A 25471-nucleotide genomic window follows, 5' to 3' on the forward strand; every position below is an offset into this window, starting at 1 on the left:
CGGTAGCCGGGGAACGAGGGAGGACCGATGAGCGCTGTCGACCGGCTGGCGGCCGCCATGTCCAGGCAGGACGCCGCCATCACGGAGCAGTTGGAGCAGCGCGGGCTGCGGGAGCGGCATCTCGCCGACGCCAAGGCCCAGGCGATGGAAACCATGCAGAAGGACGCCGCCGTCCACGACAAGTACGCGGCCCACATGCAGGAGCTGGGGAAGCGGAGCAAGGAGGCGGGCGGCTGGCTGACCGGCAAGACGACCGCCGACCGCAGCCACATGATCGGCTTCGACATCGAGGACGACGACAAGCCGCACGCCCGGTTCGCCGAGTTCGGCGCCCGGCCCGACACCCCGGCGCCGCTGCCGCCGCCTCCTCCAGTCGCGCCGGGGGTGCCCGGGATCCCGGCGACGGTGGACGTCCCGCCCTCGGTACCGGCGCCGTCGCCCGCACCGGGCGCCGCGGCGCCCGAAGCGCCCGGGACACCCGCGCGTCGTCGAGGCCGCCACGCGCGCGACGACAAGGGGTTCGACGACGACGACTTCTCGAACAACTCGTGGATGGTCGACTGAGCGACAGTTCAGGGCCCGGCTCATCAGAGCCGGGCCCTTTGTTTTGCCCACCTCGCCCCTGCGGCGCCAGAGCGCGTTTAGGGGGCTAAACGCGCTCCGGAGCGGGTCAGGCGGCGGGTTCGTCCTGGGCGTCGATCGGGGCGCGTTTGACGTCGGCGTCCAGCAGGGGCTGGTACTTCGCCGTCCCCGTCAGATGCGTGAGGAAGAACGCGGTGAACAGCGCCCTCGTCAGCTGCTGGGTCCTGCGGTGCGGCTTCCCGTGCAACAGCAGCTGGCTCCAATGCCTGCCCTCGGTGACGCCGAGGTGCGACGACTTCCCGAGCCTCCGCAGCTGCACCGGCCCGCCCCACGCGTCCGCGATGGCCTCGGCGTGCCCGACCGGCGGCGCGACCAGGTCTTCGCCCGCCGCGAGATGCAGACCGGGCGCGGTCACCGACCGGGCCGACACGGTGGCCGGCGGCAGGGTCTGCGCGGGGGTGATGGTCGCGACGGCGCGAATCTCGGGCCGATCGTCGTTCTCGGCGGCCTGTCCGGCGGCGAGCACCGCCGAACCGCCGCCCGTCGAGTGTCCCGCCAAGCCGAGCTTCGCCGGGTCGACGCTGATGCCGTCCGGCCCGAGGCGGACCGTCGTGATCAAGTCGAGCGTGGTGAGCAGATCGCCGGCCAGCAGCCGGTGCGAAGGCAGCGGCCCGCGCTGGGTGGCCGGGGCCGCCGCGACGATGCCCCAGCTCGCGAGGTGCCGGAGCAGGTGCCGGTAGCTCCCGGTCGGCTGCAACCAGCCGTGCCCGAACGCGATCGCGGGCAGACCGAGCCCGGTACGGGGGGTGAACACGACACCGGGGAGTCCGACCAGGGCGAGGTTGCCGCGCAGCACCTCGTGCGGACCTGGGTGAGACAGCTCCGCGAGCAGCTGCTTGGGCTTGCTGGCCATGCCCGTGACCTTACTGCCCGCACCCCCGTCCGGCCCGCGCGCCGCCCCGCGCATCGCGTTTAGCCCGCTGAAGGCGACGCGTGGGCGCCCGGGCGAAGGGGCCGGATTTCCGTCGTTAGGCTGGCGGCCGTGTGTGGAATCGTGGGATACGTCGGACACCGCCCGGCTCTGGACGTCGTCATCGGCGGGCTTCGCCGGATGGAGTACCGCGGCTATGACTCGGCGGGCGTAGCCGTCCTCGACGGCGCAGGAACGCTGAACGTCGAGCGCAAGGCAGGGCGCCTGGCCAACCTGGAGACCCAGCTCGACACGGTCGGCAGGGACGCCTTCACCGGCACCGCCGGCATGGGCCACACCCGCTGGGCCACCCACGGCGCCCCGGTCGACCGCAATTCGCACCCGCACCGCGACGCCTCCCAGCGCGTCGCCGTCGTGCACAACGGCATCATCGAGAACTTCGCCGCCCTGCGCGCCGAGCTCGAGGCCGACGGCATCGAGATGGCGAGCGACACCGACTCCGAGACCGCCGCGCATCTGATCTCCCGTGCCTACACCGAAGGTGACACGAAGGGCGACTTCCCGGCCAGCGTCGCCGCGGTGTGCCGTCGCCTCGAGGGCGCGTTCACCCTGGTCGTGACCATCGCCGACCGGCCGGACACCGTCGTCGCGGCCCGCCGTTCGTCGCCGCTGGTCGTCGGCGTCGGCGAAGGGGAGCATTTCGTCGCTTCCGACGTCGCAGCGTTCATCGAGCACACCCGCGAGGCGGTCGAGCTCGGCCAGGACCAGCTCGTCGTGATCACCCGCGAGGGTTACGAGGTCACCGACTTCCACGGTGACGCCGCCCAGGCCAAGCCGTTCACCGTCGACTGGGACCTCTCGGCCGCGGAAAAGGGCGGCCACGAGTACTTCATGCTCAAGGAGATCGAGGAGCAGCCGGAGGCGCTGGCGAACACGCTGCGCGGCCACTTCGACGGCGGCCGGATCATCCTCGACGAGCAGCGCATCTCCGACCAGGACCTGCGTGACGTCGACAAGGTCTTCGTCGTCGCCTGTGGCTCCGCGTACCACTCCGGTCTCGTCGCCAAGTACGCCATCGAGCACTGGTGCCGCCTCCCGGTCGAGGTCGAGCTGGCCAGCGAGTTCCGCTACCGCGACCCGGTGCTGGACCGCGCGACGCTGGTCGTCGCCGTCTCCCAGTCGGGTGAAACCGCGGACACCCTCGAAGCCGTCCGCCACGCGCGCGAGCAGAAGGCCCGCGTCCTGGCCGTTTGCAACACCAACGGCGCGCAGATCCCGCGTGAGTCCGACGCCGTCCTCTACACGCACGCCGGTCCGGAGATCGGCGTCGCCTCGACCAAGGCGTTCCTCGCGCAGATCGCGGCCAACTACCTGGTCGGCTTGGCGCTCGCGCAGGCCCGTGGCACCAAGTACCCGGACGAAGTCGCCCGCGAGTTCGCTGAACTGGAGGCCATGCCGGCCGCGGTGCAGAAGGTTCTGTCCACTGTGGACCAGGTCCGTGACCTCGGCCGCCGGATCGCGGACTCGAAGGCCGTGCTGTTCCTCGGCCGTCACGTCGGTTTCCCGGTCGCCCTCGAAGGCGCGCTGAAGCTCAAGGAACTGGCGTACATGCACGCCGAGGGTTTCGCCGCGGGCGAGCTCAAGCACGGGCCGATCGCGCTGATCGAAGAAGGTCTGCCCGTCGTCGTGGTGATGCCGTCGCCGAAAGGGCGCGCGGTGCTGCACTCGAAGCTGGTGTCGAACATCAGCGAGATCCAGGCACGCGGCGCCCGCACGGTCGTGATCGCGGAGGAGGGCGATGAGACCGTCCGCCCGTTCGCCGACGAACTGATCGAGATCCCGGCCGTCCCGACCTTGCTTCAACCGCTGGTCTCCACGGTGCCGCTGCAGGTGCTGGCCGCCGAGATCGCCCGCACGCGTGGGTACGACGTGGACAAGCCGCGTAACCTGGCGAAGTCGGTCACCGTCGAGTAAGACCGGAGGCGTCGTGCAGGGAATCTGGACCACGGAACGGGTTCGCGCGGCGGAGGACCGGTTGCTCGCCGTCACGCCGGACGGCGAGCTCATGCGGCGGGCGGCTTTCGGTCTCGCGGTGCACGCCGTCGAACTGCTGGCCGGGCACGCGGGTTCGGTTTCCGGGCGGCGGGTGACGTTGCTCGTCGGGTCGGGCAACAACGGCGGTGACGCCCTGTGGGCGGGTGCGTTCCTGCGTCGCCGCAATGTGGCCGTCTCGGCGATCCTGCTGAAGCCCGAACGCGCACACGGGCCGGGTTTGGCCGCTTTGAAGCGAGCCGGTGGCAAGGTCGTGTCCCTTGCGGACGGTCCACAGTGGATCAGCCGGGCGGACCTCGTCATCGACGGGATCGTCGGTATTTCGGCGCGCGGGCCGTTGCGACCGGACGCCGCCGCGTTGCTGGAGCACGTGAGTTCGCCGGTGCTGGCCGCGGATCTGCCGAGCGGGGTGGATCCGGACACCGGCGCCGTCGACGGTCCGGCGGTCGTGGCCGACCGGACGGTCACCTTCGGCGCGCTCAAACCGGTGCACGCCCTCGCGCCCGCGTCCTGCGGTGAGGTGTCCTTGGTGGACATCGGGTTGGAACTCGGCGAGCCCGATCTGCGGCGGCTCGATACGGCGGACGTCGCCGCGGCGTGGCCGGTGCCCGGTCCGGGCGACGACAAGTACAGCCAGGGCGTGGTCGGGGTGGCCGCTGGATCGGCGACCTATCCGGGGGCGGCCGTGCTCGCGGCCGGTGCGGCGGTGCGGGCGACGTCCGGGCTGGTGCGGTACGCCGGTCATGCCGCGGACGTGGTGCGCGGGCAGTGGCCCGAGGTCATCGCGACGGGTTCGGTGACCGACGCGGGCCGGGTGCAGGCGTGGGTGGTCGGGCCGGGGATCGGCACCGGGCACGAAGGCCGGGACGTGCTGCGCTTCGTGCTCGGCCGGGGTGTGCCGGTGTGCGCGGACGCCGACGCGACGACGATCATCGCGCGTTCGCCCGACGTGCTCGACGCGCGCGATCCCGACACACCGCTCGTGCTGACCCCGCACGCGGGCGAGTTCGAGCGGCTGATGGGTTCGCCGCCGGGGGCGGACCGGGTCGCGGCGGCGCGTTCGGCCGCGCGGAAGTACGACGCCGTCGTGCTGTTGAAGGGACATTGCACGGTGGTCGCGGCGCCGGACGGGCGCGCGCTGGTGAACACGCCGCGAGGGTCGTGGCTCGCGACGGCCGGTTCGGGAGACGTGCTGTCCGGTCTGGTCGGCGCGCTGCTCGCCGCCGGCCTCGACCCGTGGCTCGCGGCCGGGGCCGCCGCGCACGTCCACTCACTCGCCGGCTCGCTGGCCGCCGACGGCGCCCCCACCTCGGCGTCCGGCATCCTCGCCGCGGTCCCGGCCGCCCTCCGGTCCGTCCGGTCCCCGACCTCCTGACCAGGGCACCGGCGTGACTTTAGCCCCCTAAGTGCGCTCTGCGGGCGGGTGCCCTCAGAGCGCACTTAGGCCGCTAAAGGCGACGCGACGAGGCCAGGGGGCCAGGTGAGAAAAAAGCGCGAGTTATCGAGTTACGTGTTAACTTCAGGAGAATAATCTGGTAAGAAGCAGGTGTGAGCGCCGACACCCACCCTGCCGAGACCGCGAAGGTCCGCGTCGTGAACGGTGTCGCCCATGTCTAAGACCAGGCCCTCGGACGCCGCCGTCGAGCAACGGCGCCAGGAGATCCTCGACCACGTCATCGCCACCGGCGAGGTCCGCATCGACGACCTCACGTCCCGCTTCGGCGTCAGCCTGATGACGATGCACCGCGACCTCGACGACCTCGCCGAGCGCCGCCTCCTCCGCAAACTCCGCGGCAAGGTCGAGGCCTACCCCGCGACGACCATGGAGTCGGCGGCCCGGTTCCGCGACACCTTCAACCAGGCCGCGAAGGACGCGCTGGGCGAGGCCGCCGCGGCACACGTCCACGCCGGGCAGACCGTCTTCGTCGACGACTCGACGACGCTTTTCCCGCTGGTCCGCCGCCTCGGTCAGGTCGAAGACCTCACGGTCATCACCAACTCGCTCGAAGTCGCCCGCATCCTCGGCCCGGCCAAGAGCGTCGAGGTCGTGCTGGCGGGCGGCCGTTACCACCACGAATTCGACTCGTGCGCCGGCCCGGACGTCATCGCGTTCCTCGACCGCACGCACGCCGACATCGCGTTCGTCTCGGTCGCGGCGGTCGCCGTCGGCCGCCTGTTCCACCCGGTCCAGGACTACGCCGAGCTCAAGAAGGCCGCGTTGCGCACCGCCGACCGCAACGTCCTGGTCGTCGACAACTCCAAGTTCGGCCGCACCGCCACCTACGCGTACGGCGACATCGGTGACTACGACCTCCTGATCACCGACGAAGAGGCGCCGACCGAGGAGATCGAGGCGGCGCTGACCGCGGGAACCGCCATCGAGCAGGTCGAGTGCGCACCGGAGGGCCCGGAATATGAGTTCTGACCTGGTCGCCGGAATCGACTCGTCGACCCAGTCGACGAAGGTCGTCGTCTGTGACGCGAACACCGGCGAGATCGTCCGCACCGGCCGCGCCGGGCACCCTGACGGCACCGAGGTCGCCCCCGCCGCGTGGTGGGACGCGTTCCGCCAGGCCACGGACGGCCTGCTCGACGGAGTCGGCGCCATCGGCGTCGGCGGTCAGCAACACGGAATGGTCACCCTCGACGAGTCAGGCGAAGTCGTCCGGCCGGCGTTGCTGTGGAACGACACCAGATCAGCGAAGGCGGCCGAAGACCTCGGCGTCGAACTGGGTCCCGAGAACTGGGCGAAGTCCGTCGGTTCGCTGCCGGTCGCCGGTTTCACCGTCACGAAGCTGCGCTGGATGGCGGACAACGAGCCCGAACTGGCCGATCGCGTCGCCCGCGTCCTGCTCCCGCACGACTGGCTGACCTGGCGGCTGCTGGATGACGGCGCCGAGCCGGTCACCGACCGCGGTGACGCTTCCGGCACCGGCTACTTCTCGCCCGCCACCGGTGAATACCGCAAGGATCTCCTCGCGCACGCCTTCGGCGGCCGCACGCCCGAACTGCCCAAGGTCATCGGCCCCGCGGAAGCCGCGGGCCAGACCCGGGACGGGATCCTGGTCTCGGCAGGCACCGGTGACAACATGGCCGCCGCGCTCGGTCTCGAACTCGTCCCCGGCGACGTCGTGGTCTCACTGGGCACCAGCGGCACCGTCTTCGGCGTCTCCGAAACCGCGAGCGCCGACCCCTCCGGCATCGTCGCGGGATTCGCCGACGCCACCGGCCGTTTCCTCCCGCTGGCCTGCACCCTCAACGCGGCCCGCGTGCTGACCGCCACGTCCGCGCTGCTCGGCGTCGAACTCGCGGAGTTCGACAGGCTGGCGCTCGCGGCCGGGCCCGGTTCCGGTGGCCTCACCTTCCTGCCGTACCTCGACGGTGAGCGGACGCCGAACCTCCCGGGCGCCAAGGGGACGCTCTTCGGCCTGACCCGCGCGAACATGACGCCCGAGAACCTCGCCCGCGCCGCCGTCGAAGGCATGCTGTGCGGCCTCGCCGCCGGTCTCGGCGCCCTGCGCGAGCAAGGGCTCGAAGTTCGACGCGTGCTCCTGATCGGGGGCGGCGCGCAGTCGGCCGCCGTCCGCGCGGCCGCGCCGATCGTGTTCGGCGTGCCCGTCGTCATCCCCGAAGTCGCCGAGTACGTCGCGGTCGGTGCCGCGCGGCAGGCGGCCTGGGCCCTCGCTTCCAGCACGGAACCTCCCCGCTGGCAGGAACAGCACGGCTACACCCCACTCGAGCCGACCGAAGCGGACAGCGCCGAGGGGCGCCGGATCCGGCAACGGCATCTCGAAGCCCGTGAACTCGGGCACGGCATTTCCGCGAAACCGAAAGAGGACTGAACCGATGGCCACGATCACCTACGACAAGGCGACCCGGCGCTACGCGGGCTCCGAGCGGCCCGCCGTGGACGCACTCGACCTCGAGATCGCCGACGGCGAGTTCCTCGTGCTGGTCGGGCCGTCCGGCTGTGGCAAGTCCACCAGCCTGCGGATGCTCGCCGGCCTCGAGGACATCGACGAAGGCGCCGTGTGGATCGGCGACCGCGACGTCACGCAGCTGCCGCCGCGCGCCCGCGACATCGCGATGGTGTTCCAGAACTACGCGCTGTACCCGCATATGACCGTGGGCCAGAACATGGGCTTCGCGCTGAAGATCGCGGGCCGCCCGGCGTCGGAGATCAAGCAGAAGGTGCTCGACGCGGCCAAGCTGCTCGACATCGAGCAGTACCTCGACCGCAAGCCGAAGGCGCTCTCCGGTGGACAGCGCCAGCGCGTCGCGATGGGCCGCGCCATCGTGCGTGAGCCGCAGGTCTTCCTCATGGACGAGCCGCTGTCGAACCTCGACGCGAAGCTGCGCGTCTCCACCCGTACGCAGATCGCCGCGCTGCAGCGCCGCCTAGGCGTCACCACCGTGTACGTCACGCACGACCAGGTCGAGGCCATGACGATGGGTGACCGGGTCGCAGTCCTGTCGGACGGTCTCCTGCAGCAGTGCGACACCCCGCGCGCCCTGTACGACCGGCCCGCGAACGCTTTCGTGGCCGGCTTCATCGGCTCGCCCGCGATGAACCTCGTCACCGCGAAGCTCACCGAAGACGGTGCCGAGCTGGGTGGCGCGCGGGTGCCGCTGACCCGCGAAATCCTCGCCAAGGCCGACGGCGACACCGTCACCCTCGGTTTCCGCCCGGAGTCGCTCGAGGTGACCACCAGCGAAGACGGCACGCTGCCGATCAAGGTCGACCTCGTCGAGGAACTCGGCTCGGACGCGTACGTCTACGGCAAGCTCGCCGAGACCGACGCCGAGGGTTCGAAGTCGAACGTCGTCACCCGCGTCGACCCGCGCAAGCCGCCGGCCATGGGCGACACCCTGCACCTGCGTATCCGTCCCGACGAGCTGCACGTGTTCTCCGCCACCGACGGGGCGCGCCTGTCCTGAGCCGGTTCGTGGGAAACTGGTGGTCGTTATGACCGCCAGTTTCCCGCGTGCCGAGGTCGTCATCGACCTGTCCGCCATCCGGCACAACGTCGCCCTGCTCGCTTCCCGTGCCGCCGGTGCCCAGACGATGGCCGTGGTCAAAGCCGACGGCTACGGGCACGGCGCCCTTGAGGTCGCCCGTGCCGCCATCGAGGGCGGGGCGACCTGGCTGGGCACCTGCTCCCTCGGCGAGGCGCTCGCGCTGCGCCGCGCCGGGATCGGGGTCCGGCTTCTCAGCTGGCTCGACACTCCCGAGACCGACTTCGCACCCGCGGTCACCGAAGACGTCGACGTCGCCGTCAGCTCCCTCGACGAGCTCGCTCGCGTGGCCGACGGCGCGCGCCGGGCGCGCGACTTTAGCCCCCTAAACGCGATCTGTCGCGTGCACCTCAAGATCGACACCGGGCTGTCCCGAAATGGCTGCTCACCTGCGGAATGGCCGGCGTTGGTCCAGGCAGCCGCGGCCGCGAATCCGCTCATCGAGGTCGTCGCCATCTGGTCGCACCTCGCCTGTGCCGACGAACCCGGCCACCCCTCCATCGACGCGCAGGCGAAACGCTTCGACGAGGCTTACGACATCGCCCGTGCGGCCGGCCTCGACCCGATGCGGCACATCGCGAACTCCGCCGCCGTGCTGACCAGGCCGGATCTGCACTTCGACCTCGTGCGCCCCGGGATCGCGATCTACGGGCTGAATCCGGTGCCGACCGGCGACGATCTGCGCCCCGCCATGACCTTCAAATCGTCGGTCGTGCTCACGAAGCGGATCCCGTCCGGCGAATCGGTCTCATACGGTCACACCTGGACGGCCGAACGCGACACCACCCTCGCGCTGGTTCCGGTCGGATACGCGGACGGCGTGCCGCGGTCGCTGTCCGGGCGGATGGACGTCCTGCTCGCCGGAAAGCGACGACCGGTCGTCGGCCGTGTCTGCATGGACCAGCTGATCGTCGACTGCGGAGACGACGAACCGCCCATCGGCAGCGAAGTGATCCTCTTCGGCCAGGGCATGTCCGGCGAGCCCACGGCCAGGGAATGGGCCGACAAGCTGGGAACGATCGACTACGAGATCGTGACTTCGATGTACCGCCCGCGTATCCACCGGACGTATCCGGAGGCAGGCTCGTGACACCTTCACGAAGACTGCTGGCCATAGTCGGCGGAGTCGGGGCGGTGGCCACTGGCACCGCCGCGGCGATCGCCGTCGCCGCGCAGCAGCGGCGGCAAAGTGAGGATCCATTCGTGGACGAGCCGTTGGGGGATCTCGACCCGGACCGGAACTCGACAGTGGCGGCGGAGGACGGCACGCCGCTCGCGGTCGAGGAAATCGATCCGGCCGATGGGGGAGAACCGGAGCTGACCGTCGTCGGCGTGCACGGTTTCGCGTTGTCGAAGCGCTGCTGGCACTTCCAGCGGCGAGACCTCGCGTCACTGAAGCTGCCGCGGGTGCGTCAGGTCTACTTCGACCATCGCGCGCACGGGCAATCCGGCGCCGCGACCGCCGAAACCAGCACCATCGAACAGTTGGCGCGCGATCTCGACATGGTTCTGCGCTCGGTGGTGCCGGAAGGACCCATCGTGCTCATGGGGCATTCGATGGGCGGCATGGTGATCATGGAGCTCGCCGCGGAGCGCCCCGAGCTGTTCGACGACCGGGTCTGTGGCGTCGCGTTCATCGCGACCGCGGCGGGCGAGGTCGGCGCCCGGGGACTGCCGAGATCGCTGCTCTCGAAGTACAACCCGCTCACCCGCGGCGTCGGCGGACTGGCAGGCTGGCAACCGGGACTCGTCGAGTTCGTGCGCGCGGCAGGCGGGCAGCTGACCCGGCAAGCCGTGCGCAGACTGGCTTTCGGCAGCCGAGGGGTGTCTTCGCGACTTGTCGACTTCATGTTGGAAATGCTCGAAGTGACGCCGGTGCGCGGGCTCGTTAACTTCGTCGACACCCTCGGCAGCCACAATCGGTACGCCGCGCTCGCCGGATTGAAGCACGCGCACGTGCTGGTGATCGGCGGGGATTCCGACCGGTTCACCCCCATCTCGCACGCCGAGCGGATCGCGGCGGAGTTGCCGGACGCGGAGCTGGTGCGCGTCCGCGGCGCGGGGCACATGGTGCAGCTGGAACAACCCGAACTGGTGAACAGCCACCTGATCGACTTGGTGCAACGGTGCACGGGCACCGATGGTGAGACTTCCGAACGGCGGACCTGGTGGTGGCAACGCTGATGAATTTCGCTTTTCCGACTCCCGAATCGACGATGGACTTCGGGCGTGAGCTCGGACGTTCGCTGCGCGCCGGCGACCTGGTGCTGCTCGCCGGGCCGCTCGGGGCTGGCAAGACGACGCTGACCCGCGGGATCGCGGACGGTCTCGGCGTCGGCGGGCGAGTCAGCTCGCCGACGTTCGTGCTCGCCAGGGTGCATCCGGCGGGCGAGGCGGGGGTCGCGCTGGTGCACGTGGACGCGTACCGGCTCGGCGGGGATCTTTCGCAGCTGGACGATCTGGACCTCGATACCGAACTGGAGCGGTCCGCCCTCGTCGTCGAATGGGGCGAGGGGGCCGCCGAGCGCCTGTCGGACGACTACCTCGTCGTGCGGCTGGAGCGTCGTGAGGACGACGTCCGCATGGTCACCTTGGAGCCGCACGGCACCTGGACCTCCCGCGCGCTCGACTTGCGTTTAGCGGGCTGATCGCGATCTGGGGCCCGACTTGCGTTTAGCCCCCTAATCGCGATCTGTGGCACCGGATCGCGATTAGGGGGCTAAACGCAAGTCCGCGGGGCCCACCACGGAGCGCGCGATTCCCAGGTCGACCAGGTCTTGGGGACGAAGCCGCAGGCGGTCCGCGAGAGCGGGGACTTCGTCGGCGGGCAGCTTGAGGATCGCCGCGGCCGCCTCCGGTGAGGTGACCGAGAAGTACGCGTCGGGCGTCATCCAGGTCGACCCCGGCGCCGCGAACGCGAGCGCGCCACCGGAGCCGCCTTCTCCGATCACCAGCGTCGTGATCGGCACAACCGCGCTCGCGACCGCTTCGAACAACTCCGCGATGGCCGCGCCGGCCCCGGCCTGCTCGGCCGCCCCGTCGTTCGCCGCGCCCGGGGTGTCGACGAGGGTGAGGACCGGGATCCCGAGTCGCGACGCGAGCCGCACCAGACGCGCCGCCGTCCGGAAGCCCGCGGGCAGCGTCGGCGTCCCGCACTGCGCCGCGTACGCGATCGCGCGGCCGTCTCGCCAGCCGAAGCCGCACAGGACGCCGGAGTCGACTCCGCCGCACCTGTCGCCCGAGACGTTCTCACGCCAGTCGAAGTACGCGTCGAGGTACTCCGCGGCCCTCGGCCGGTCAGCGGAGCGCGCGGCCTGGACCGCGGCCCAGCCGCTGTCGGGCAAGTCCGTCACCCCGAGCGCGCCGGGAGGCTCGGCGGCTTCCGCCGTCGACGATGTCAGCAGGCGCAGCCACCGTCCCAGTACGGCGGGAAGGTCGGCGGGGGCGACGATCCGGTCGACCTGGCCCCACGCGAGCTTCGCTTCGGCCGTGTACGCCTCGGCGGGCGCGCCGGCAGGCCGCACCCGGGAGCCCGCGAAACCGACCTGGGCCTCGGGCAGCGCGAGAACGACGTCGGCACTCGCACCGAGGGTCGCCCAGCCACCGCCGGTGGTCGGATCACGCAGCACCGAGATCTGCGGCACCGACCGGGCGCCTGCCGCTGCCCGCGCGATGCGCTGCAACTGCGTGAGCGCGCGCATGCCTTGCTGCATCCGGCTTCCGCCGGTCGCGATCAGCGACACCACCGGTAACCGCGATTCCACGGCCCGCGCGAACGCGGCCTCGACGCGATCACCGGTCCGCTGACCGATCGACCCGCCCAGGAAGCCGAACTCGAAGGCGATCACGACCGCCTCGACGTCGCCGATCTCGGCGGTCCCACAGAGCACGGACTCGTCCTCGCCGGTCCGCTCCTCGGCGGCCTCGCGTGCCGAGCGGTACCCCGGCCAGCCGATCGGCCCGTCGTGCGGCTCGTCGGAACGCGGAACGTCCAGCTCCTCGAAACCGGTCGCGATCTCCTTGATGACCGACCGCGCCGAGAGCCTGCTCATCCGAGCGCTCGCTTCATGACCTTGCCCATGTCGTTGCGCGGCAACGCTTCCAGATAGCAGACGACCCGAGGTCGTTTGTGCGGCGACAACAGGCGCGAGACATGGTCGGCGAGTTCCGACTCGGTCGGGGGCTCACCGGCCGGCACCACCCAGGCCACGATGCGTTCACCGAGGTCGTCGTCGGGCTCGCCGGTCACCGCGACCTCCGCGACGCCGGGATGCTCCATGAGGGCGTTCTCGATCTCGCCCGCGCCGATCTTGTAGCCGCCGCTCTTGATCAGATCCGTCGCCTTCCGGCCGACGATCTTCACGTATCCGGCCGCGTCGCGGGTCGCCACGTCACCGGTGCGGAACCAGCCGTCGTCGAAGGCGGCTTCGGTCGCGTCGGGGCGGTTGAGGTACTCGGTGAACAGGTTGGGTCCCCGGACCTGGATCTCACCGACGGTCTCGATCTCCTCGACGGGCCTTCCCGCTTCGTCGACGAGCCGCAGATCGACGCCGCGCAGCGGGACGCCGACAGTGCCGGGGACCTGGTCGCCGTCGGCGCGGATGCTGGTGTTCATGAGGGTCTCGGTCATGCCGTAGCGCTCGATCACGCGCCGTCCGGTCGCCGCGGTGATGCGTTGGTGGTCGTGGACGGGCAGCGCGGCCGATCCGGAGACGAGCAACCGGGCGCTGCTCAGGGCCTCGGCGAGCGACGGGTCTTCGCCGACTTCGCCCGCGATGCGGTGGTACATGGTCGGGACGCCGAACAGCATCGTCGCGCCGGCGGCGAGTTCGCGTGCGACGCCTTCGGTGGAGAACCGGCCGAGATGCCGGACAGAGCCACCGCGCCGGAGCGGTCCGAGAACGCCGAGGATCAGACCGTGCACGTGGAACAGCGGGAGACCGTGCACCAGGACGTCTTCAGCGGTCCACGCCCAGGCGTCCTCGAGCGCGTCGAGGGTGGTCGAGATCGCGCGGCGGGGGAGGACGACGCCCTTGGGCGGGCCGGTGGTGCCCGAGGTGTAGACGATGAGAGCCGGGGCTTCTTCGTCCGGCTCCGCGGGGAGATCGGCAGGGACGCCTTCGAGGGGGATGTCGCGGCGCGGCAGACCGTCGAGACCTGCGGGCAGGCCGGCGCCCGGTTCGGCCAGCACGAGGCCGGGCTCGCTGTCGGCGAGGATGTGCGCGAGTTCGCGCTCGCCGATCTTCGGGTTGAGCGGGATGGCGGGGACGCCGGCGAGCAGCGCGGCGACCACGGCGATGCTGGTGTGCACCGTCGGTGTCGCCCAGACGGCGACGCGGCCGCTCGGCAGGTCGCGGGCGAGCGTGCCGGCGACGGCCGCGAGATCGGTGTAGGTCAGGGAGGTGTCGCCGAAGCGGAGCGCCTCCTTGGCGGAGCCGCTCGCCAGCGCGGAGAACAACCGATCGGGCACCGTGTGACCTCCTGCTCGACTTCGCCGGCCGGGGCACGTGGCCCTCGCAGGACCGTACCGCGCTGCCCACCCGCACCCCTGCGACCTGCTTCACACCCTGCCACCGGAGCGCGTTTAGCGGGCTAAGAGCGTGTCTCAGTAGGTGATCTTCTTGAAGCAAGTGAGGGTGGCGGCGAGGGTGAGGAAGGCGCAGAAGTGGTTGGCGTAGCGGTCGTATCGGGTGGCGAGCCGGTGGTAGCCGAAGAGCCAGGCGATGGATCGTTCGATGACCCAGCGGTGTTGACCGAGTTTCCTGCTCGACTCGATGCCTTTGCGGGCGATCCGGACCTTGATGCCGCGTCCGCTGACCCACCTTCGCAATTCGACCTGGTCGTAGGCCTTGTCGGCGTGCAGCTTCCCTGGTTTGCGCCGGCGAGGGCCGCGTCGGGATCTGATCGCTGGGACGGCCATCACCAGCGGCTTGAGGGCGTAGGAGTCGTTGGTGTTGGCCGCCGACACCGCCACCGACAGGGGTAGCCCGGCCCGGTCGGACAGAACATGGATCTTCGAGCCACTCTTGCCGCGATCGACCGGGTTCGGGCCGGTCATGGATCCCCTTTTTTGGCTCTGACAGACGCACCGTCACAGACCGCCCGAGACCAGTCGATCATGCCCCGGCCACCGAGTTCATCCAGGACCACGCGATGCAGCCGGGGCCACAGGCCCGCCTTGGTCCATTCGGTGAACCGCCGATGCGCGGTCGGCACGGTGACACCGAACGACGGCGGCAGATACCGCCACGCGCAACCGCTGGTCAGCACGAACACGATCGCCGTGAACACCGCCCGGTCGTCCACTCGCGCCGGTCCACCGCCCTGCGGGCGAACCCCATGCTCCGGAATCAGCGGCTCCGCCAGCGCCCATAACTCATCCGGCACCAGCCGCCGAGACAAATCGTCCACAGCTCAAGATCATGCACTATGACCAAGCAAACCCCTACTGAGACACGCTCTAATACTGCAATGACACTTCGTGATGGCCGCGCCGGCGGTAGTGGCTGGTTCGGGCGCGGGCTTGGCTGGTTCGTCGCCATCGTGACCAGTGCATAGCGTGCTGGATTGTGTGCTGGACCCGCGTGGTGACACGGTTGAATAGCTTGCGGATTTCGTTGGACGTGAGCGGTATCAGGCCGGGTGTAGATCCCCTTTTTTTGCGGTCTCTCGAGTGATGACGAGGAATGCTGCCGCTGCCATGGAGAGAGTTATATGCCGATACCATGCTTCGTATCGGCGGACCTGGTAGTGGTCGAGCCCGGTTTCGTTCTTTGCGGTTTGGAAACTTTCTTCGATCGCCCAGCGGCTGCCAGCGACGCGTACCAGTTCTCGGAGATCGGTTTCGGCGGGGCCAAAGCAAATGTAGTAGGAAATCTCGGTGGGGTCGCTGACCGAGCGGCGGGCCAGCAGCCAGTGGCCGACTTCTCGCCGGCGCAGCGGGCGGATGTCAACTACGGCCCAATCGTAGATCCGCTGCCCGTGGGCGCCATCGCCGCAGGACAGGCGCTGCCAGGCAGTCGGGGCGGCGTCCGCGATAACCGAGTGGGCGCGCCGCTGCCGCAGATCCATGGAAATCACCATCTGGGACTTGGGCACCGCCAGTACATGTGCGATGTCGTGTTCTTCCAGCCAGAGCCGCAGCCGTCCAACCTGCCCGTACGCTTCGTCGGCGGTGAACCACGCGAACGGGATACTCGCGGCGAGCGCGCGTTCCAACATTAATTGCGCCAGTTCGGGTTTCGTCGCGAATCCGACGCCGTTAGGAATGCCCGCAGCGCTGCACCGATCCCGATCGGCGATCCACTCTTTCGGTAGATACAACTCCCGATCGATCAAAGCCCGCCCCCGAGCCGATACATACGCCAAGAACACGCCGATCTGCGAATTCTCGATGCGCCCGGCCGTGCCCGAATACTGGCGCGCTACGCCCGCGGACTTCGTGCCCTTCTTCACGAACCCGGTCTCGTCCGCGATCAACACGCCACGTTCGGCGTCCGCCAGCACCTCGACCACCGTGGCCCGCACATCATCACGCACGCCTTCGGCGTCCCAGGCGTAGAAGTTCAGCAGCCGCTGCATGCCCTGCGGGCCGGCCTCGCCGGCCATCTCCGCCAGGGTCCAGCCGTTCTTGCGCTCGACTTCAGCCAGCAGTCCCCGCAGGTAAGACACCATCTGACGCCGCGGCTCCACCCGCGAGAACCGCGACGCGAACCGCCCCGCGAACGCAGTGAAATGCGCCGACCAACCCGTCGCCATCTCCAACACAGGAGATCAACTACACGATCGCCGGGCCAAAGCCTAACCGACACACTCAACCACTCTATAACGAAATGTCATTGCAGTACTAAGTGCGATCTGCGCGCCTGGAGAGCGGGAGCGACTTTAGCCCCCTAATCGCGATCCGGCGGGTAGGGCGCCGGACCGGAGGCGGGCACCGTGCGGAGCGACTTTCGCGGGCTAAACGCGATCCGGGGGTCCGGAGGGCGGGAGCGACTTTCGCGGGCTAAACGTGCTCCGGTGGCAGGCGCGCCGGCCCCGGCACCTGATCGCGTTCAGCCCGCTAAACGCGCTCCGGTGCGTGGGTCGTAGGCTGGGTAACCGTGCTGGTACTGGCCATCGACACCTCGACCCCGGCGGTCACCGCGGGCCTCGTCGCCCTGGACGGCGACGCCCTCGAGTCACGCGGCGACCGCCTCACGGTCGACCCGCGCGCGCACGGCGAGCTGATCACGCCCCACGCCCTCGAAGCCGTCAAGGCCGCGGGCGTCACACTCCGCGACCTCGACGCCATCGTCTGCGGCGTCGGCCCCGGCCCCTTCACCGGCCTCCGCGCCGGGATGGCCACCGCCGCGTCGCTCGCCCACGCCCTCGGCATCCCCGCCCACCCGGTTTGCGGTCTCGACGCGATCGCCGCCGACGTCGCCCCCGGCGAAGCGCCCTTCCTCGTCCTCACCGACGCGAGGCGCCGCGAGGTCTACTGGGCCGCGTACGCCGCTGACGGCTCCCGCACCGACGGGCCACACGTTCAGCGTCCCGCCGAACTCGAGACCACCATCGAGGTCGCGGCGGGCGACGGCGCCCTTCTCTACGCGGACGCCCTCGGTGTCCGGCCGATCGAGCCGCGCTTCCCGTCACCCCTCGGGCTGGTCAAGGCCGCCCGTGAGGATTTCGGCAAAGAGCCCGCCCCGCTCACCCCGCTCTACCTGCGCCGCCCGGACGCCGTCGAGCCGGCCGCGCGCAAGAAGGTGACCACGCCGTGAGGCTGGAACCCTTACGCCGCAAGGACATCCCCCGCTGTGTCGAGATAGAGAAAATCCTCTTCCCCGGTGATTCGCCGTGGACCGCCTACGCCTTCCACGCCGAACTGGACGCCGGCGGCCACTATCTCGTCGCCCGTCCGGAGGAAAGCGACGAGGTCCTCGGCTACGCCGGGCTCGCCGTCGTCGGCCGCCGCGGTGACTACGAGACGAGCATCCACACGATCGGCGTCGATCCCGATCATCAGCGCAAGGGCATCGGCACCGCGCTGCTGAAGGCGCTCCTCGTTCGCGCGGACGAGCTCGCCGCGCCGGTGTTCCTCGAGGTCCGCACCGACAACGACGCGGCGATCACGCTCTACGAGCGGCACGGTTTCGAACGTATCGGCCTCCGGAAGCGCTACTACCAGCCTTCCGGCGCCGACGCCTACACGATGGCCCGCCCGCGGGCCCAGGTCCGAGACGAGGTGGCGGGCTGATGCCGCGCATCATCATGGGCATCGAGAGTTCATGCGACGAGACCGGCGTCGGCCTCGTCCGCCTGCACGACGACGACACGGTCGAACTCCTCGCCGACGAGGTCGCCTCCAGCGTCGACCAGCACGCCCGGTTCGGCGGTGTCGTGCCCGAGGTCGCCAGCCGCGCGCACCTGGAGGCGATGGTCCCGACGGTCGAGCGGGCGTTCGACAAGGCCGGGCTGAAACTGTCCGATGTGGACGCCATCGCGGTCACCGCCGGACCCGGTCTCGCCGGCGCGCTCCTGGTCGGCGTCGCCGCGGCCAAGGCGTACGCCGCCGCGCTCGACATCCCGCTCTACGGCGTCAACCATCTGGCCGGGCACATCGCCGTCGACACGCTTCAGCACGGGCCGCTGCCCGACCGTTGCCTCGCCCTGCTCGTTTCGGGTGGGCACACGCAATTGCTTCTGGTGGACGACATCGCGTCCGGGATCACCGAACTCGGGTCCACTGTGGATGACGCGGCGGGGGAGGCCTACGACAAGGTCGCCCGCGTCCTCGGCCTGCCGTACCCCGGCGGCCCGCCCATCGACAAGGCCGCCAAGAACGGTGACGGCGCGGCCATCGCGTTCCCCCGGGGAATGACCGGTCCGCGTGACGCCGAATTCGATTTCTCCTTCTCCGGCCTGAAAACCGCGGTCGCGCGCTGGGTCGAAGGCGCCGAGCGCCGTGGCGAAGAGATCCCCGTCGACGACGTCGCGGCGTCGTTCCAGGAAGCCGTCGCCGACGTGCTGACCAGGAAGGCGATCCGCGCGGCCAAGGAACACGGAGTGGACACGTTGGTGATTTCCGGTGGAGTGGCGGCGAATTCACGGCTGTCCGAACTCGCCGCCGAACGCTGCGCCGAGGCCGGGATCACCCTGCGCGTCCCGCGGCCGCGGCTGTGCACGGACAACGGCGCGATGATCGCGGCGCTCGGCGCCCACGTGGTCGCGGCCGGACGTCCGCCGTCCTCGCTCGACTTCTCCGCCAATCCGGCGCTGCCGGTGCGGATCGTCTCGATCTAGCGCGATTCGGCGCCCGCGCGCGGTGCCGGGGCGAGGTCGAGCAGTTCCTCCAGCGCTGCCACCGACAACGCGGCGGCATTGCCGTCACCGTAAGGGTTTCCGACGTGCGTCGGGTGGAGATCGCCACGCAGGATCTTCGCCGCGGTGTCGGCGATGAGGCCGGTGTCCGTCCCGACGAGCCAGGCGCAGCCCGCCTCGATGGCTTCGCGCCTTTCGGTGACGTCGCGGAGCACGAGCACGGGAGTGCCGAAGGTCGGCGCTTCTTCTTGGATACCACCGGAATCGGTCAGGACGAGCTCGGCGAGCCGCAGCGCCCGCACGAGATCGGGATACTCGAGCGGTTCGGTGATCGTCACCCGCGGCGTCCCGCCGAGCGCGGTCACGACCTGCTCCCGCACGGCCGGATTGGGGTGCACCGGGAACAGCACCTGGACGTCGCTGTGCTCCGCGACGATCAGTTCGATGGCCGCGAGGGTGCGGCTCAGCGGTTCGCCCCAGGACTCGCGCCGGTGCGAGGTCACGAGGACGAGGCGTTCGCCCGCTTCCGCGATCTCCATCTCCAGCAACGCGAGCGCGGTGTCCCTCGCCGGGAGATCACGCTCGGCGATCGCGATCACGGCGTCGACGACGGTGTTGCCGGTGACGGCGATCCGCCGGCGCGGCACCCCTTCCTCGCGCAGTGCGGCCGCGGCACCCGGCGTCGGCGCGAGGTGCAGGGCGGCGATGCGCGAGATCATCTGCCGTGTGCCCTCTTCGGGGAACGGCGCGGTGAGGTCGTGCGTGCGCAGTCCCGCCTCCAGGTGCACGACCGGGATGCCGAGCCAGAACGCGGCGAGCGCGCCCGCCAGTCCCGTCGTCGTGTCACCTTGGACGACGACGGCCGCGGGCGTGACCCGCCGCAGCAGCTCGTCGAGCGCGGGAAGCACCCCGGAAACGAGTTCCGCCTGGGTGCCGCTGGTCCGCGGCGGGAGGTCGAGCCAGGCGTCGACCGGCAGGCCGAACGGGATCAGCGCCTGTTCGACCATGCCCTGATGCTGTCCACTGTGGACGACGAAGGGCCGTAGGTGCGGGTGTTCCGCCAGGGCCAGTGCCAGCGGTGCGAGCTTGACCGCCTCCGGGCGGGTCCCGGCCAGCAACATCACATCCACGCGTTCGCGCTCCTCATCCACGATTTCGAGTGTCCCCGCGAAACGCGGGTGGCGGCCGCCGGCGTACGAGGGGCACACGCCGGCGGCCGTTCCGGCCAGGGCAGCGTCAGCTCCCCGGTTCGCCGAGCCGTTTCGTGCGGCGGTAGCCGGCGATGACCGCGATGGTTCCGAGGACCAGCAGGATCACCCCGACGGCCAGCCACCAGCCGATATCGGCCCCGGTGGCGGCGAGGGCACCCACCCCGCCACCGGCGACGCCGACTCCGGCGCCAGGCAACTTGTACATTTCGACCTCACTTCACCCTGGTCAGGCAGTGGTCGCCGGACGCCGGTTGCGCACGACGCGGATACCGACCGGGACGGCGACGGCGCCGAGCAGGCCGACACCGATCCACAGCCCCGCGCCCGAGGCGAGCGGTACGGGCAGGCCGGCCGGACCGCAGGTGGCCGACGAGACGATCACGTCGCCGGAACCGAGCGGGGTGAGGGCAGCGCCGAGCAGCTTCACGTGGATGGCGTTGACCGTGAGGCTGCCGTCGCTGTTCTTGATCTGTTCGTTCAGGATGATCGTCGCGACGTTGACGGTGCCGAGGCCGACTTTGATCTGCGTGTTCGGCGCGGGCGTCGAATCGGCCATCCCCGCGCTGCCGAGGTTCGCACCGACGAGTTTCGTGGCGCCCTGTACGCCCTTCTGGGTCGCGGTGCAGGTGGCTTCGACGACCTTGATGCGGACGTCACCGAGCGCGCCCTTGAGCAGCGGCAGGCCGACATCGGCGGTGCCGGCCTTCGCCGTCACCGCACCGGAGTTGTCGTCGCGTTTGGCCTCGGTGTTGACGGCGCCCGCGGTGAGCACACCGGTGAGGTCGACCTTCGCGAGGCTGTTGGCGTTCGGCCCGGACGTCTTCGCCTCGGCGAGCGGCCCGGCCTGCACCGCGTCGCGGCCGAGGAGCTTCACATCGACCTTGACGCCATACGCGGAGCCGTCACCGGGGGCCGCCGAGGCGGGTGCCGCACCGGCGAGAGCCACGCTCGCCACCACAGCGGCGAGCAATCCGCCTCGTCGCAAGAGATGCGTGTTCTTCAACTGGTCCTCCGAAATGATGGGTGGGGAGTTCTCTCATCTGCGGTCGGCACTCGGGCACAACCGTTGCGGACGAATCCTCGGCTGGCCTGACTCGGCTCGCGGATCGTCTATCGCCGAGTGTTTCCCAAATTGAACGAAAAATTGCGAGTATCACCGGATCGGGTGATCTTCCGAGCATTTTCCCGCGGGTCGACGAGGACGTCACTCTTTCGGTCTAGTCAGCTTCTCCACGATCGTGCCGAAAGGGCCCACGACCACATTCGAAACGTGAACCCCGGTCGAAAGGGGCGGTTCTCGCTGACTTACTCTGCTTGGCGAGGTCCCTGCCCGCTTCGCCGAATCCCGTCGTCTGCTGCGCCTTTCCTGAGAGGGTCACCGTGGCCGTTGCGAGCGCTCCTTTGCCTGGTCCAAGCCGGTTTCCGCTGCGTATGGCGATGCTGGCGGTGATCGCCGTCGCCGTCGGCCTGGTGCTGGCCGAACGCCTGTACCGGGTGTTCGAAGTGCAGCTTTCCGGCCTGATACTGAGAGTTATCACCACATCGGGTGTCTTCGTCGCCGGTGAACGCGAGACTGTCTACTTTGGGTTGTCCGGTGATACTCCACTCGGGTTGAGAATGACGCCGGAATGCTCTTCGGCATTCATGTTGCTGCCTCTGTTGCTGGTGACCGCCGTCATGGTGTATTTCCGTCCCGGAAATGCGAAGAGGCTGTTCTCTTCGCTGGCGATTTCCGTGATCGTCGTCGTTCTTGTCAATCAGATGAGGGTTTTGGCGATCGTGGGGCTCGTGCACCTGATGGGTATCGACGAAGGTTATTACTGGGGTCACACTCTGCTCGGCTCGATGGTCAGTGTCATCGGCGGCGCGATCGCTCTCGTACTGTTCGTCTGGCTGAGCACACGCAAGCCCCGGGCCGAGCGCGGGACCGTCTGATGGGCGGCGGCTCGATCAAGATCCTGCTCGCGATCACGCAGGCTTTCGCCCTCACCATGAGCGTCGCCTTCATCGTGTACGTGGTCGTGATCGTCGTGCCGTACCTGCGGCGCAAACCCGCGCCCGTCGGGGACGCCGCCGACTTCACCTGGCATTTCTTCGTCCCGTGCCGGGACGAGCAGACCGTCATCCGGGAAACGGTGCGGTACCTGCGTTCGACGTTCCGGCACGCGCACGTCTGGGTCGTCGACGACGACTCCGAGGACCGAACCGCCCGCGTGGTCAAGTCGATCTGGCGGCGCAACGGCGGCTACGACCCGTACCTGCACCTCGTTCCCCGGCGCCGTCCGGAGGCGAGGACGGGCAAAGGGGACGCGCTCAACGCCGCCTATCAGGCGCTCAACGACTGGATGGGCCCGGACGCGAGCCGTGACGACGCGGTCGTCGTGGTCGTCGACGCGGACGGCCGTCCGGCGGAGAACTGCCTCGAAGTGTGCGCCGCGGATCATCTCTTCGGCGACGAGACGATCGGCGCGGTGCAACTCGACGTCTGGATGGGCAACGCCGGCACCCGCCCGCCGGGGAAGAACTGGTTCTCGCGGGCCTTCGGACTGAAGCTGGCCCAGATGCAGGACCTCGAGTTCCGTACGGCCATCGCGGCGATCCAGACCTCGCGCGGCTTCACCGGCACGATCTCCATGGGCGGCAACGGTCAGTTCACGCGACTGTCCGCATTGGACTCGATCGCGGGCGAGGACGAGCAGCCGTGGCGCGGTTCGCTGCTGGAGGACTTCGAGCTCGGCGTGCACCTGCTGACCGCGGGCTGGCGGACCGGGTACACGCCGGATTCCCACGTGAAGCAGGAAGGCCTGTACAGCCTGCGGCGATTTCTGGTGCAGCGCACCCGCTGGGGCCAGGGCACGATGCAATGCTCGCGGTATCTCCGGCGCATCTGGGACTCGCCGCATGTGAGCACGCTGGGCGCGGCGGAGATGATGTACTACCTCGCGCAGCCGTGGATGCAGTTGCTCGGCTCGTTGCTGTACCCGATCCCGTTCATCCTGCTCCTGGTCACCACGGCGGGCGATCCGGCGCGGATGTGGACCTGGTTCGCCGACGACGGCGCGTGGATCCTGTTCGCCATCTACGGTTCGTTCGGGCTGCTGCCGTTCGTCGTGTGGGGCCCGATCTATGAGTTCAGATGCCGGAAGAGCCGTAATCCGCTGCGCGGGCTCGGGATGGGCTTCGCCTACGCGCTGTACATCTACACGTTCTACATCACGTCGTGGCGGGCGCTGTTCCGGCTGGTGCGCGGCCGTAACGGCTGGTCCAAGACGCGGCGGAACACCGAGCACGCCCCCGGGGTCAAGGTCGCGCTGGACTCCTGACCCCGGGAACGGTCTCAGGCGGCGGGCAGGATCCGGACGTCGTCCGCCTTCACGAAGGCGATCCGGTGTCCGAACTGGATCTGCACGTACTTCGTCCTGCCCTTGACGACCACGTGATTCGCCGGGTCGAACGTCGTCGCCGAGTAGTACTCGGAGCCGAGCAGGTTGCCGAGCGAGTACCGCTGCCCGGCCGCGAACGTGTACGGCAGCGGGACGACCTGCTGTACCGGCACGTTCGCCGGGTACGCCTCCGCCTCGGGATACGCGCGCCCGAAGACCGGTACGGTCGCCAGCCCGGGCTTCGGCGTGACGACCAGGCCGAACGCCGGGCTCGTCGTGCGCTGGTCGCGGAACCAGCCCTTCTGGCCCAGATACCAGATCGCCGTCCAGCCGTCACGCCGCTCCGCGACCACGTACCGCTGCCCGGTCTCCGCCCGGCTGCCGATGTCGGAAACGGCCATCGTGCTCGCCGAACCGTCCGGACGCAGGCCGACGTCCTTGAGCAACGGCGCCGAGTCGGTGGGCTCGCTGCGCAGCACGACTGAACCGGAACCCCTTACCGGGCAAGGCTTTCCGGCGGTCTCGCAGCCGGTGAACGCGGGCTGGTTCGTGGCGAAGTCCGGCGTGATGGTCACCAGCGGCGAACCGGGGCGGCCGAAGCCGGACAGCGGCGCGCCCATCAGGTCGAAGTAGTGCGCCCAGTCCCAGTACGGGCCCGGATCCCAGTGCATGCCCTTGATGGTCGAGGGGAGCGTGCCAGGGACGTTGTCGTGGCCGAGGATGTGCGCGCGGTCGAGCGGGATGTCGTACTTCCGCGCGAGGTGGCCGACGAGCTTCGCGGAGGTGCGGTACATCGCCTCCGTGTACCAAGTGCCCTTCGCGGCGAAGCCCTCGTGCTCGATGCCGACGGACTTCGCGTTGACGTACCAGTTGCCCGCGTGCCACGCGACGTCCTTGGTCGGCACGTGCTGCGCGATCTGGCCGTCGGACGAGCGGATCGTGTAGTGCCAGCTCACGTACGTCGGGTCGGTGACCAGGTCCATCGCCGTGTCCCAGTAGCCCTCGGTGTCGTGGATGATGATGTATTCGACCCTTTGGCTCTTCGGCCGGTCCGCCTTGTCGTGGTTGCCGTAGTCGTTGTCCGGCAATTCCTGGTACGGCGCCGGCACCGAAAGACACGAGACCGTCCTCGGGCACTCTGTCTTAGGGTTTTCCGCCTTGGGGTTTTCGGTCTCCGGGTTCTCGGTCCGGACGCGGGCGGGGCTCGTCGGGGTCGCGGTGAGGGTGACTTTCTGGCCGTCGTCGGTCGTCCGGCTGACGCCCTTGGAGATGGTGTCGAAGACTTCGTCGGCGAAGGACTGCGCTCCCGCGGCGTCCTTCGCGCCGCTGTAGCGCGCGACGGCGGCTTTCCAGTCGCCGGTTTCACGCTGGTATTTCGCCAGCAGAGCGGCGCCACCGCGGATGTTCTGGGTGGTGTCCGTGCGCAGCGTCGCGACGTCTCGCCCGATCAGCGTGGCCGCTTCGTCGATGGTCTGGAGACCGGGGGGAGGGGGCTTCGGGGCCGGTGTCGCCGGAAGCTTCGCGCGGCGGGCGTCGTCTCCGCGTGGATCCTCCTCGCCTTCGTCGTGGTGCGTGCCTGTGCCCGCTTCGCGCAGGTCGGTCAGGTGCATCGGGCCGTATCCGGCGGACGTGCTCGGGGTGCCGGCGTTGAAGTCCCAGCGCGACTCCAGGAACGAGACGCCGAGCAGGACGTTCTCGGGAACGCCGAATTCCCGCGCGGCGGCCGCGAAGTCCCGCTGACGTTGTTGATCGGCGGCGGCGGCTTCGGCGGGGACGGCGGCGAGAAGTCCGGCGGCGAGGGCGAGGACCGCGAGTCCGGCGGTTCGTCTGGACCGGCGCCGGAGCGGTTCGAGGGCAACAGGACGGAAGGGACGCGGCATGGACGTGAACCCCCAGTGACTAGGTCTGCGGAACAGGACCGACCCCAATGGTCGGAACCTAACCAGAAACCGGCCTGCTCCGTAAGGTCCCTCCGAATCGCGTTCAGGGGGCTG

At 69.6% G+C, this 25471-nt stretch carries 22 protein-coding genes and 1 pseudogene; 14 read left to right on the top strand and 9 right to left on the bottom strand.

What is annotated here, in order from left to right; all coding sequences use genetic code 11:
- Nucleotides 1–27: 27 nt before the first annotated feature.
- Nucleotides 28–564 carry a hypothetical protein gene (locus P3102_RS03475; RefSeq protein ID WP_276366454.1) on the top strand — a complete coding sequence of 179 codons (537 nt, stop codon included), beginning with the start codon at nucleotides 28–30 and terminating at the stop codon, nucleotides 562–564.
- Nucleotides 565–670: 106 nt separating this feature from the next.
- Here P3102_RS03475 and P3102_RS03480 read toward each other — a convergent pair whose 3' ends face one another.
- The gene (locus tag P3102_RS03480) at nucleotides 671–1495 is read right to left on the bottom strand and encodes an alpha/beta hydrolase (protein ID WP_276366456.1); all 825 of its coding nucleotides are present in this window, start codon (nucleotides 1493–1495) and stop codon (nucleotides 671–673) included.
- A gap of 129 nt (nucleotides 1496–1624) precedes the next feature.
- On the opposite strand from P3102_RS03480, the gene glmS reads away from it, so the two are divergent.
- The 8 genes from glmS to tsaE all read left to right on the top strand — a co-directional run bounded on the left by glmS (nucleotide 1625) and on the right by tsaE (nucleotide 11229).
- Entirely contained in the window at nucleotides 1625–3487 is a 1863-nt protein-coding gene (gene glmS / locus P3102_RS03485; protein ID WP_276366457.1) for a glutamine--fructose-6-phosphate transaminase (isomerizing), read from the top strand.
- Between the two features lie 13 nt (nucleotides 3488–3500).
- Complete coding sequence (locus tag P3102_RS03490) at nucleotides 3501–4940, top strand: NAD(P)H-hydrate dehydratase (RefSeq protein ID WP_276366460.1); 1440 nt, start codon at nucleotides 3501–3503, stop codon at nucleotides 4938–4940.
- 234 nt (nucleotides 4941–5174) lie between these two features.
- A complete protein-coding gene (locus P3102_RS03495; protein WP_276366461.1) occupies nucleotides 5175–5990 on the top strand; it encodes a DeoR/GlpR family DNA-binding transcription regulator in 816 nt (271 codons plus the stop codon).
- Nucleotides 5980–7407, top strand: a complete 1428-nt coding sequence (gene xylB / locus P3102_RS03500; protein ID WP_276366463.1) for a xylulokinase — start codon at nucleotides 5980–5982, stop codon at nucleotides 7405–7407. The genes P3102_RS03495 and xylB overlap by 11 nt, the downstream gene beginning before the upstream one ends.
- Nucleotides 7408–7411: 4 nt before the next feature.
- Entirely contained in the window at nucleotides 7412–8503 is a 1092-nt protein-coding gene (ugpC, locus tag P3102_RS03505; RefSeq protein WP_276366465.1) for a sn-glycerol-3-phosphate ABC transporter ATP-binding protein UgpC, read from the top strand.
- Between the two features lie 28 nt (nucleotides 8504–8531).
- Nucleotides 8532–9671, top strand: a complete 1140-nt coding sequence (alr, locus tag P3102_RS03510) for an alanine racemase (protein WP_276366468.1) — start codon at nucleotides 8532–8534, stop codon at nucleotides 9669–9671.
- Complete coding sequence (locus tag P3102_RS03515) at nucleotides 9668–10765, top strand: alpha/beta hydrolase (RefSeq protein WP_276366469.1); 1098 nt, start codon at nucleotides 9668–9670, stop codon at nucleotides 10763–10765. The genes alr and P3102_RS03515 overlap by 4 nt, the downstream gene beginning before the upstream one ends.
- Nucleotides 10765–11229 (top strand): tRNA (adenosine(37)-N6)-threonylcarbamoyltransferase complex ATPase subunit type 1 TsaE, encoded by a 465-nt coding sequence (gene tsaE / locus P3102_RS03520; protein WP_276366471.1) that lies wholly within the window; start codon nucleotides 10765–10767, stop codon nucleotides 11227–11229. Before P3102_RS03515 ends, tsaE begins: the two co-directional genes overlap by 1 nt.
- Nucleotides 11230–11292: 63 nt before the next feature.
- Here tsaE and P3102_RS03525 read toward each other — a convergent pair whose 3' ends face one another.
- The 4 genes and pseudogenes from P3102_RS03525 to P3102_RS03540 form a co-directional block, all read right to left on the bottom strand.
- The gene (locus P3102_RS03525) at nucleotides 11293–12633 is read right to left on the bottom strand and encodes a carboxyl transferase domain-containing protein (protein WP_276366472.1); all 1341 of its coding nucleotides are present in this window, start codon (nucleotides 12631–12633) and stop codon (nucleotides 11293–11295) included.
- Nucleotides 12630–14051 carry an acyl-CoA synthetase gene (locus P3102_RS03530; protein WP_276366474.1) on the bottom strand — a complete coding sequence of 474 codons (1422 nt, stop codon included), beginning with the start codon at nucleotides 14049–14051 and terminating at the stop codon, nucleotides 12630–12632. The genes P3102_RS03525 and P3102_RS03530 overlap by 4 nt, the downstream gene beginning before the upstream one ends.
- 135 nt (nucleotides 14052–14186) lie before the next feature.
- Nucleotides 14187–14983 (bottom strand): IS5 family transposase gene (locus tag P3102_RS03535; RefSeq protein ID WP_276371037.1). Its coding sequence is split into 2 segments (ribosomal slippage): nucleotides 14187–14647 and nucleotides 14647–14983, totalling 798 coding nucleotides; the frame shifts between segments, so codons are not numbered across the junction.
- A gap of 58 nt (nucleotides 14984–15041) precedes the next feature.
- Nucleotides 15042–16339 (bottom strand): annotated as a pseudogene (locus P3102_RS03540) (IS701 family transposase).
- Between the two features lie 344 nt (nucleotides 16340–16683).
- On the opposite strand from P3102_RS03540, the gene tsaB reads away from it, so the two are divergent.
- Genes tsaB through tsaD form a run of 3 tightly spaced genes read left to right on the top strand, consistent with a single transcriptional unit; the run spans nucleotide 16684 to nucleotide 18865 of the window.
- Nucleotides 16684–17343 (top strand): tRNA (adenosine(37)-N6)-threonylcarbamoyltransferase complex dimerization subunit type 1 TsaB, encoded by a 660-nt coding sequence (tsaB, locus tag P3102_RS03545; RefSeq protein ID WP_276366476.1) that lies wholly within the window; start codon nucleotides 16684–16686, stop codon nucleotides 17341–17343.
- Entirely contained in the window at nucleotides 17340–17819 is a 480-nt protein-coding gene (gene rimI / locus P3102_RS03550) for a ribosomal protein S18-alanine N-acetyltransferase (RefSeq protein ID WP_276366477.1), read from the top strand. Before tsaB ends, rimI begins: the two co-directional genes overlap by 4 nt.
- Nucleotides 17819–18865 (top strand): tRNA (adenosine(37)-N6)-threonylcarbamoyltransferase complex transferase subunit TsaD, encoded by a 1047-nt coding sequence (tsaD, locus tag P3102_RS03555; protein ID WP_276366479.1) that lies wholly within the window; start codon nucleotides 17819–17821, stop codon nucleotides 18863–18865. The genes rimI and tsaD overlap by 1 nt, the downstream gene beginning before the upstream one ends.
- Here the strand turns inward: tsaD and wecB are convergent.
- From wecB to P3102_RS03570, 3 genes are all read right to left on the bottom strand, one after another.
- Nucleotides 18862–20013, bottom strand: coding sequence for a UDP-N-acetylglucosamine 2-epimerase (non-hydrolyzing) (gene wecB / locus P3102_RS03560; protein ID WP_276371607.1), 1152 nt, complete (start codon nucleotides 20011–20013; stop codon nucleotides 18862–18864). The genes tsaD and wecB overlap by 4 nt on opposite strands.
- Before the next feature lie 106 nt (nucleotides 20014–20119).
- Nucleotides 20120–20299: a peptidase gene (locus tag P3102_RS03565; protein ID WP_276366481.1), complete on the bottom strand. Its 180-nt coding sequence runs from the start codon at nucleotides 20297–20299 to the stop codon at nucleotides 20120–20122.
- Nucleotides 20300–20320: 21 nt separating this feature from the next.
- Nucleotides 20321–21097 (bottom strand): choice-of-anchor P family protein, encoded by a 777-nt coding sequence (locus P3102_RS03570; RefSeq protein WP_276366483.1) that lies wholly within the window; start codon nucleotides 21095–21097, stop codon nucleotides 20321–20323.
- Between the two features lie 428 nt (nucleotides 21098–21525).
- On the opposite strand from P3102_RS03570, the gene xrtP reads away from it, so the two are divergent.
- Nucleotides 21526–22029, top strand: coding sequence for an exosortase P (xrtP, locus tag P3102_RS03575; protein ID WP_276366484.1), 504 nt, complete (start codon nucleotides 21526–21528; stop codon nucleotides 22027–22029).
- Nucleotides 22029–23417, top strand: coding sequence for a glycosyltransferase (locus tag P3102_RS03580; protein ID WP_276366486.1), 1389 nt, complete (start codon nucleotides 22029–22031; stop codon nucleotides 23415–23417). Before xrtP ends, P3102_RS03580 begins: the two co-directional genes overlap by 1 nt.
- A 14-nt stretch (nucleotides 23418–23431) precedes the next feature.
- Here the strand turns inward: P3102_RS03580 and P3102_RS03585 are convergent, their stop codons facing one another.
- On the bottom strand, nucleotides 23432–25357 hold the full coding sequence (locus tag P3102_RS03585; protein WP_276366487.1) for an N-acetylmuramoyl-L-alanine amidase: 1926 nt from the start codon (nucleotides 25355–25357) through the stop codon (nucleotides 23432–23434).
- Nucleotides 25358–25471 lie beyond the last annotated feature (114 nt).

Source organism: Amycolatopsis sp. QT-25 (genome assembly GCF_029369745.1).
Taxonomy (GTDB): domain Bacteria; phylum Actinomycetota; class Actinomycetes; order Mycobacteriales; family Pseudonocardiaceae; genus Amycolatopsis.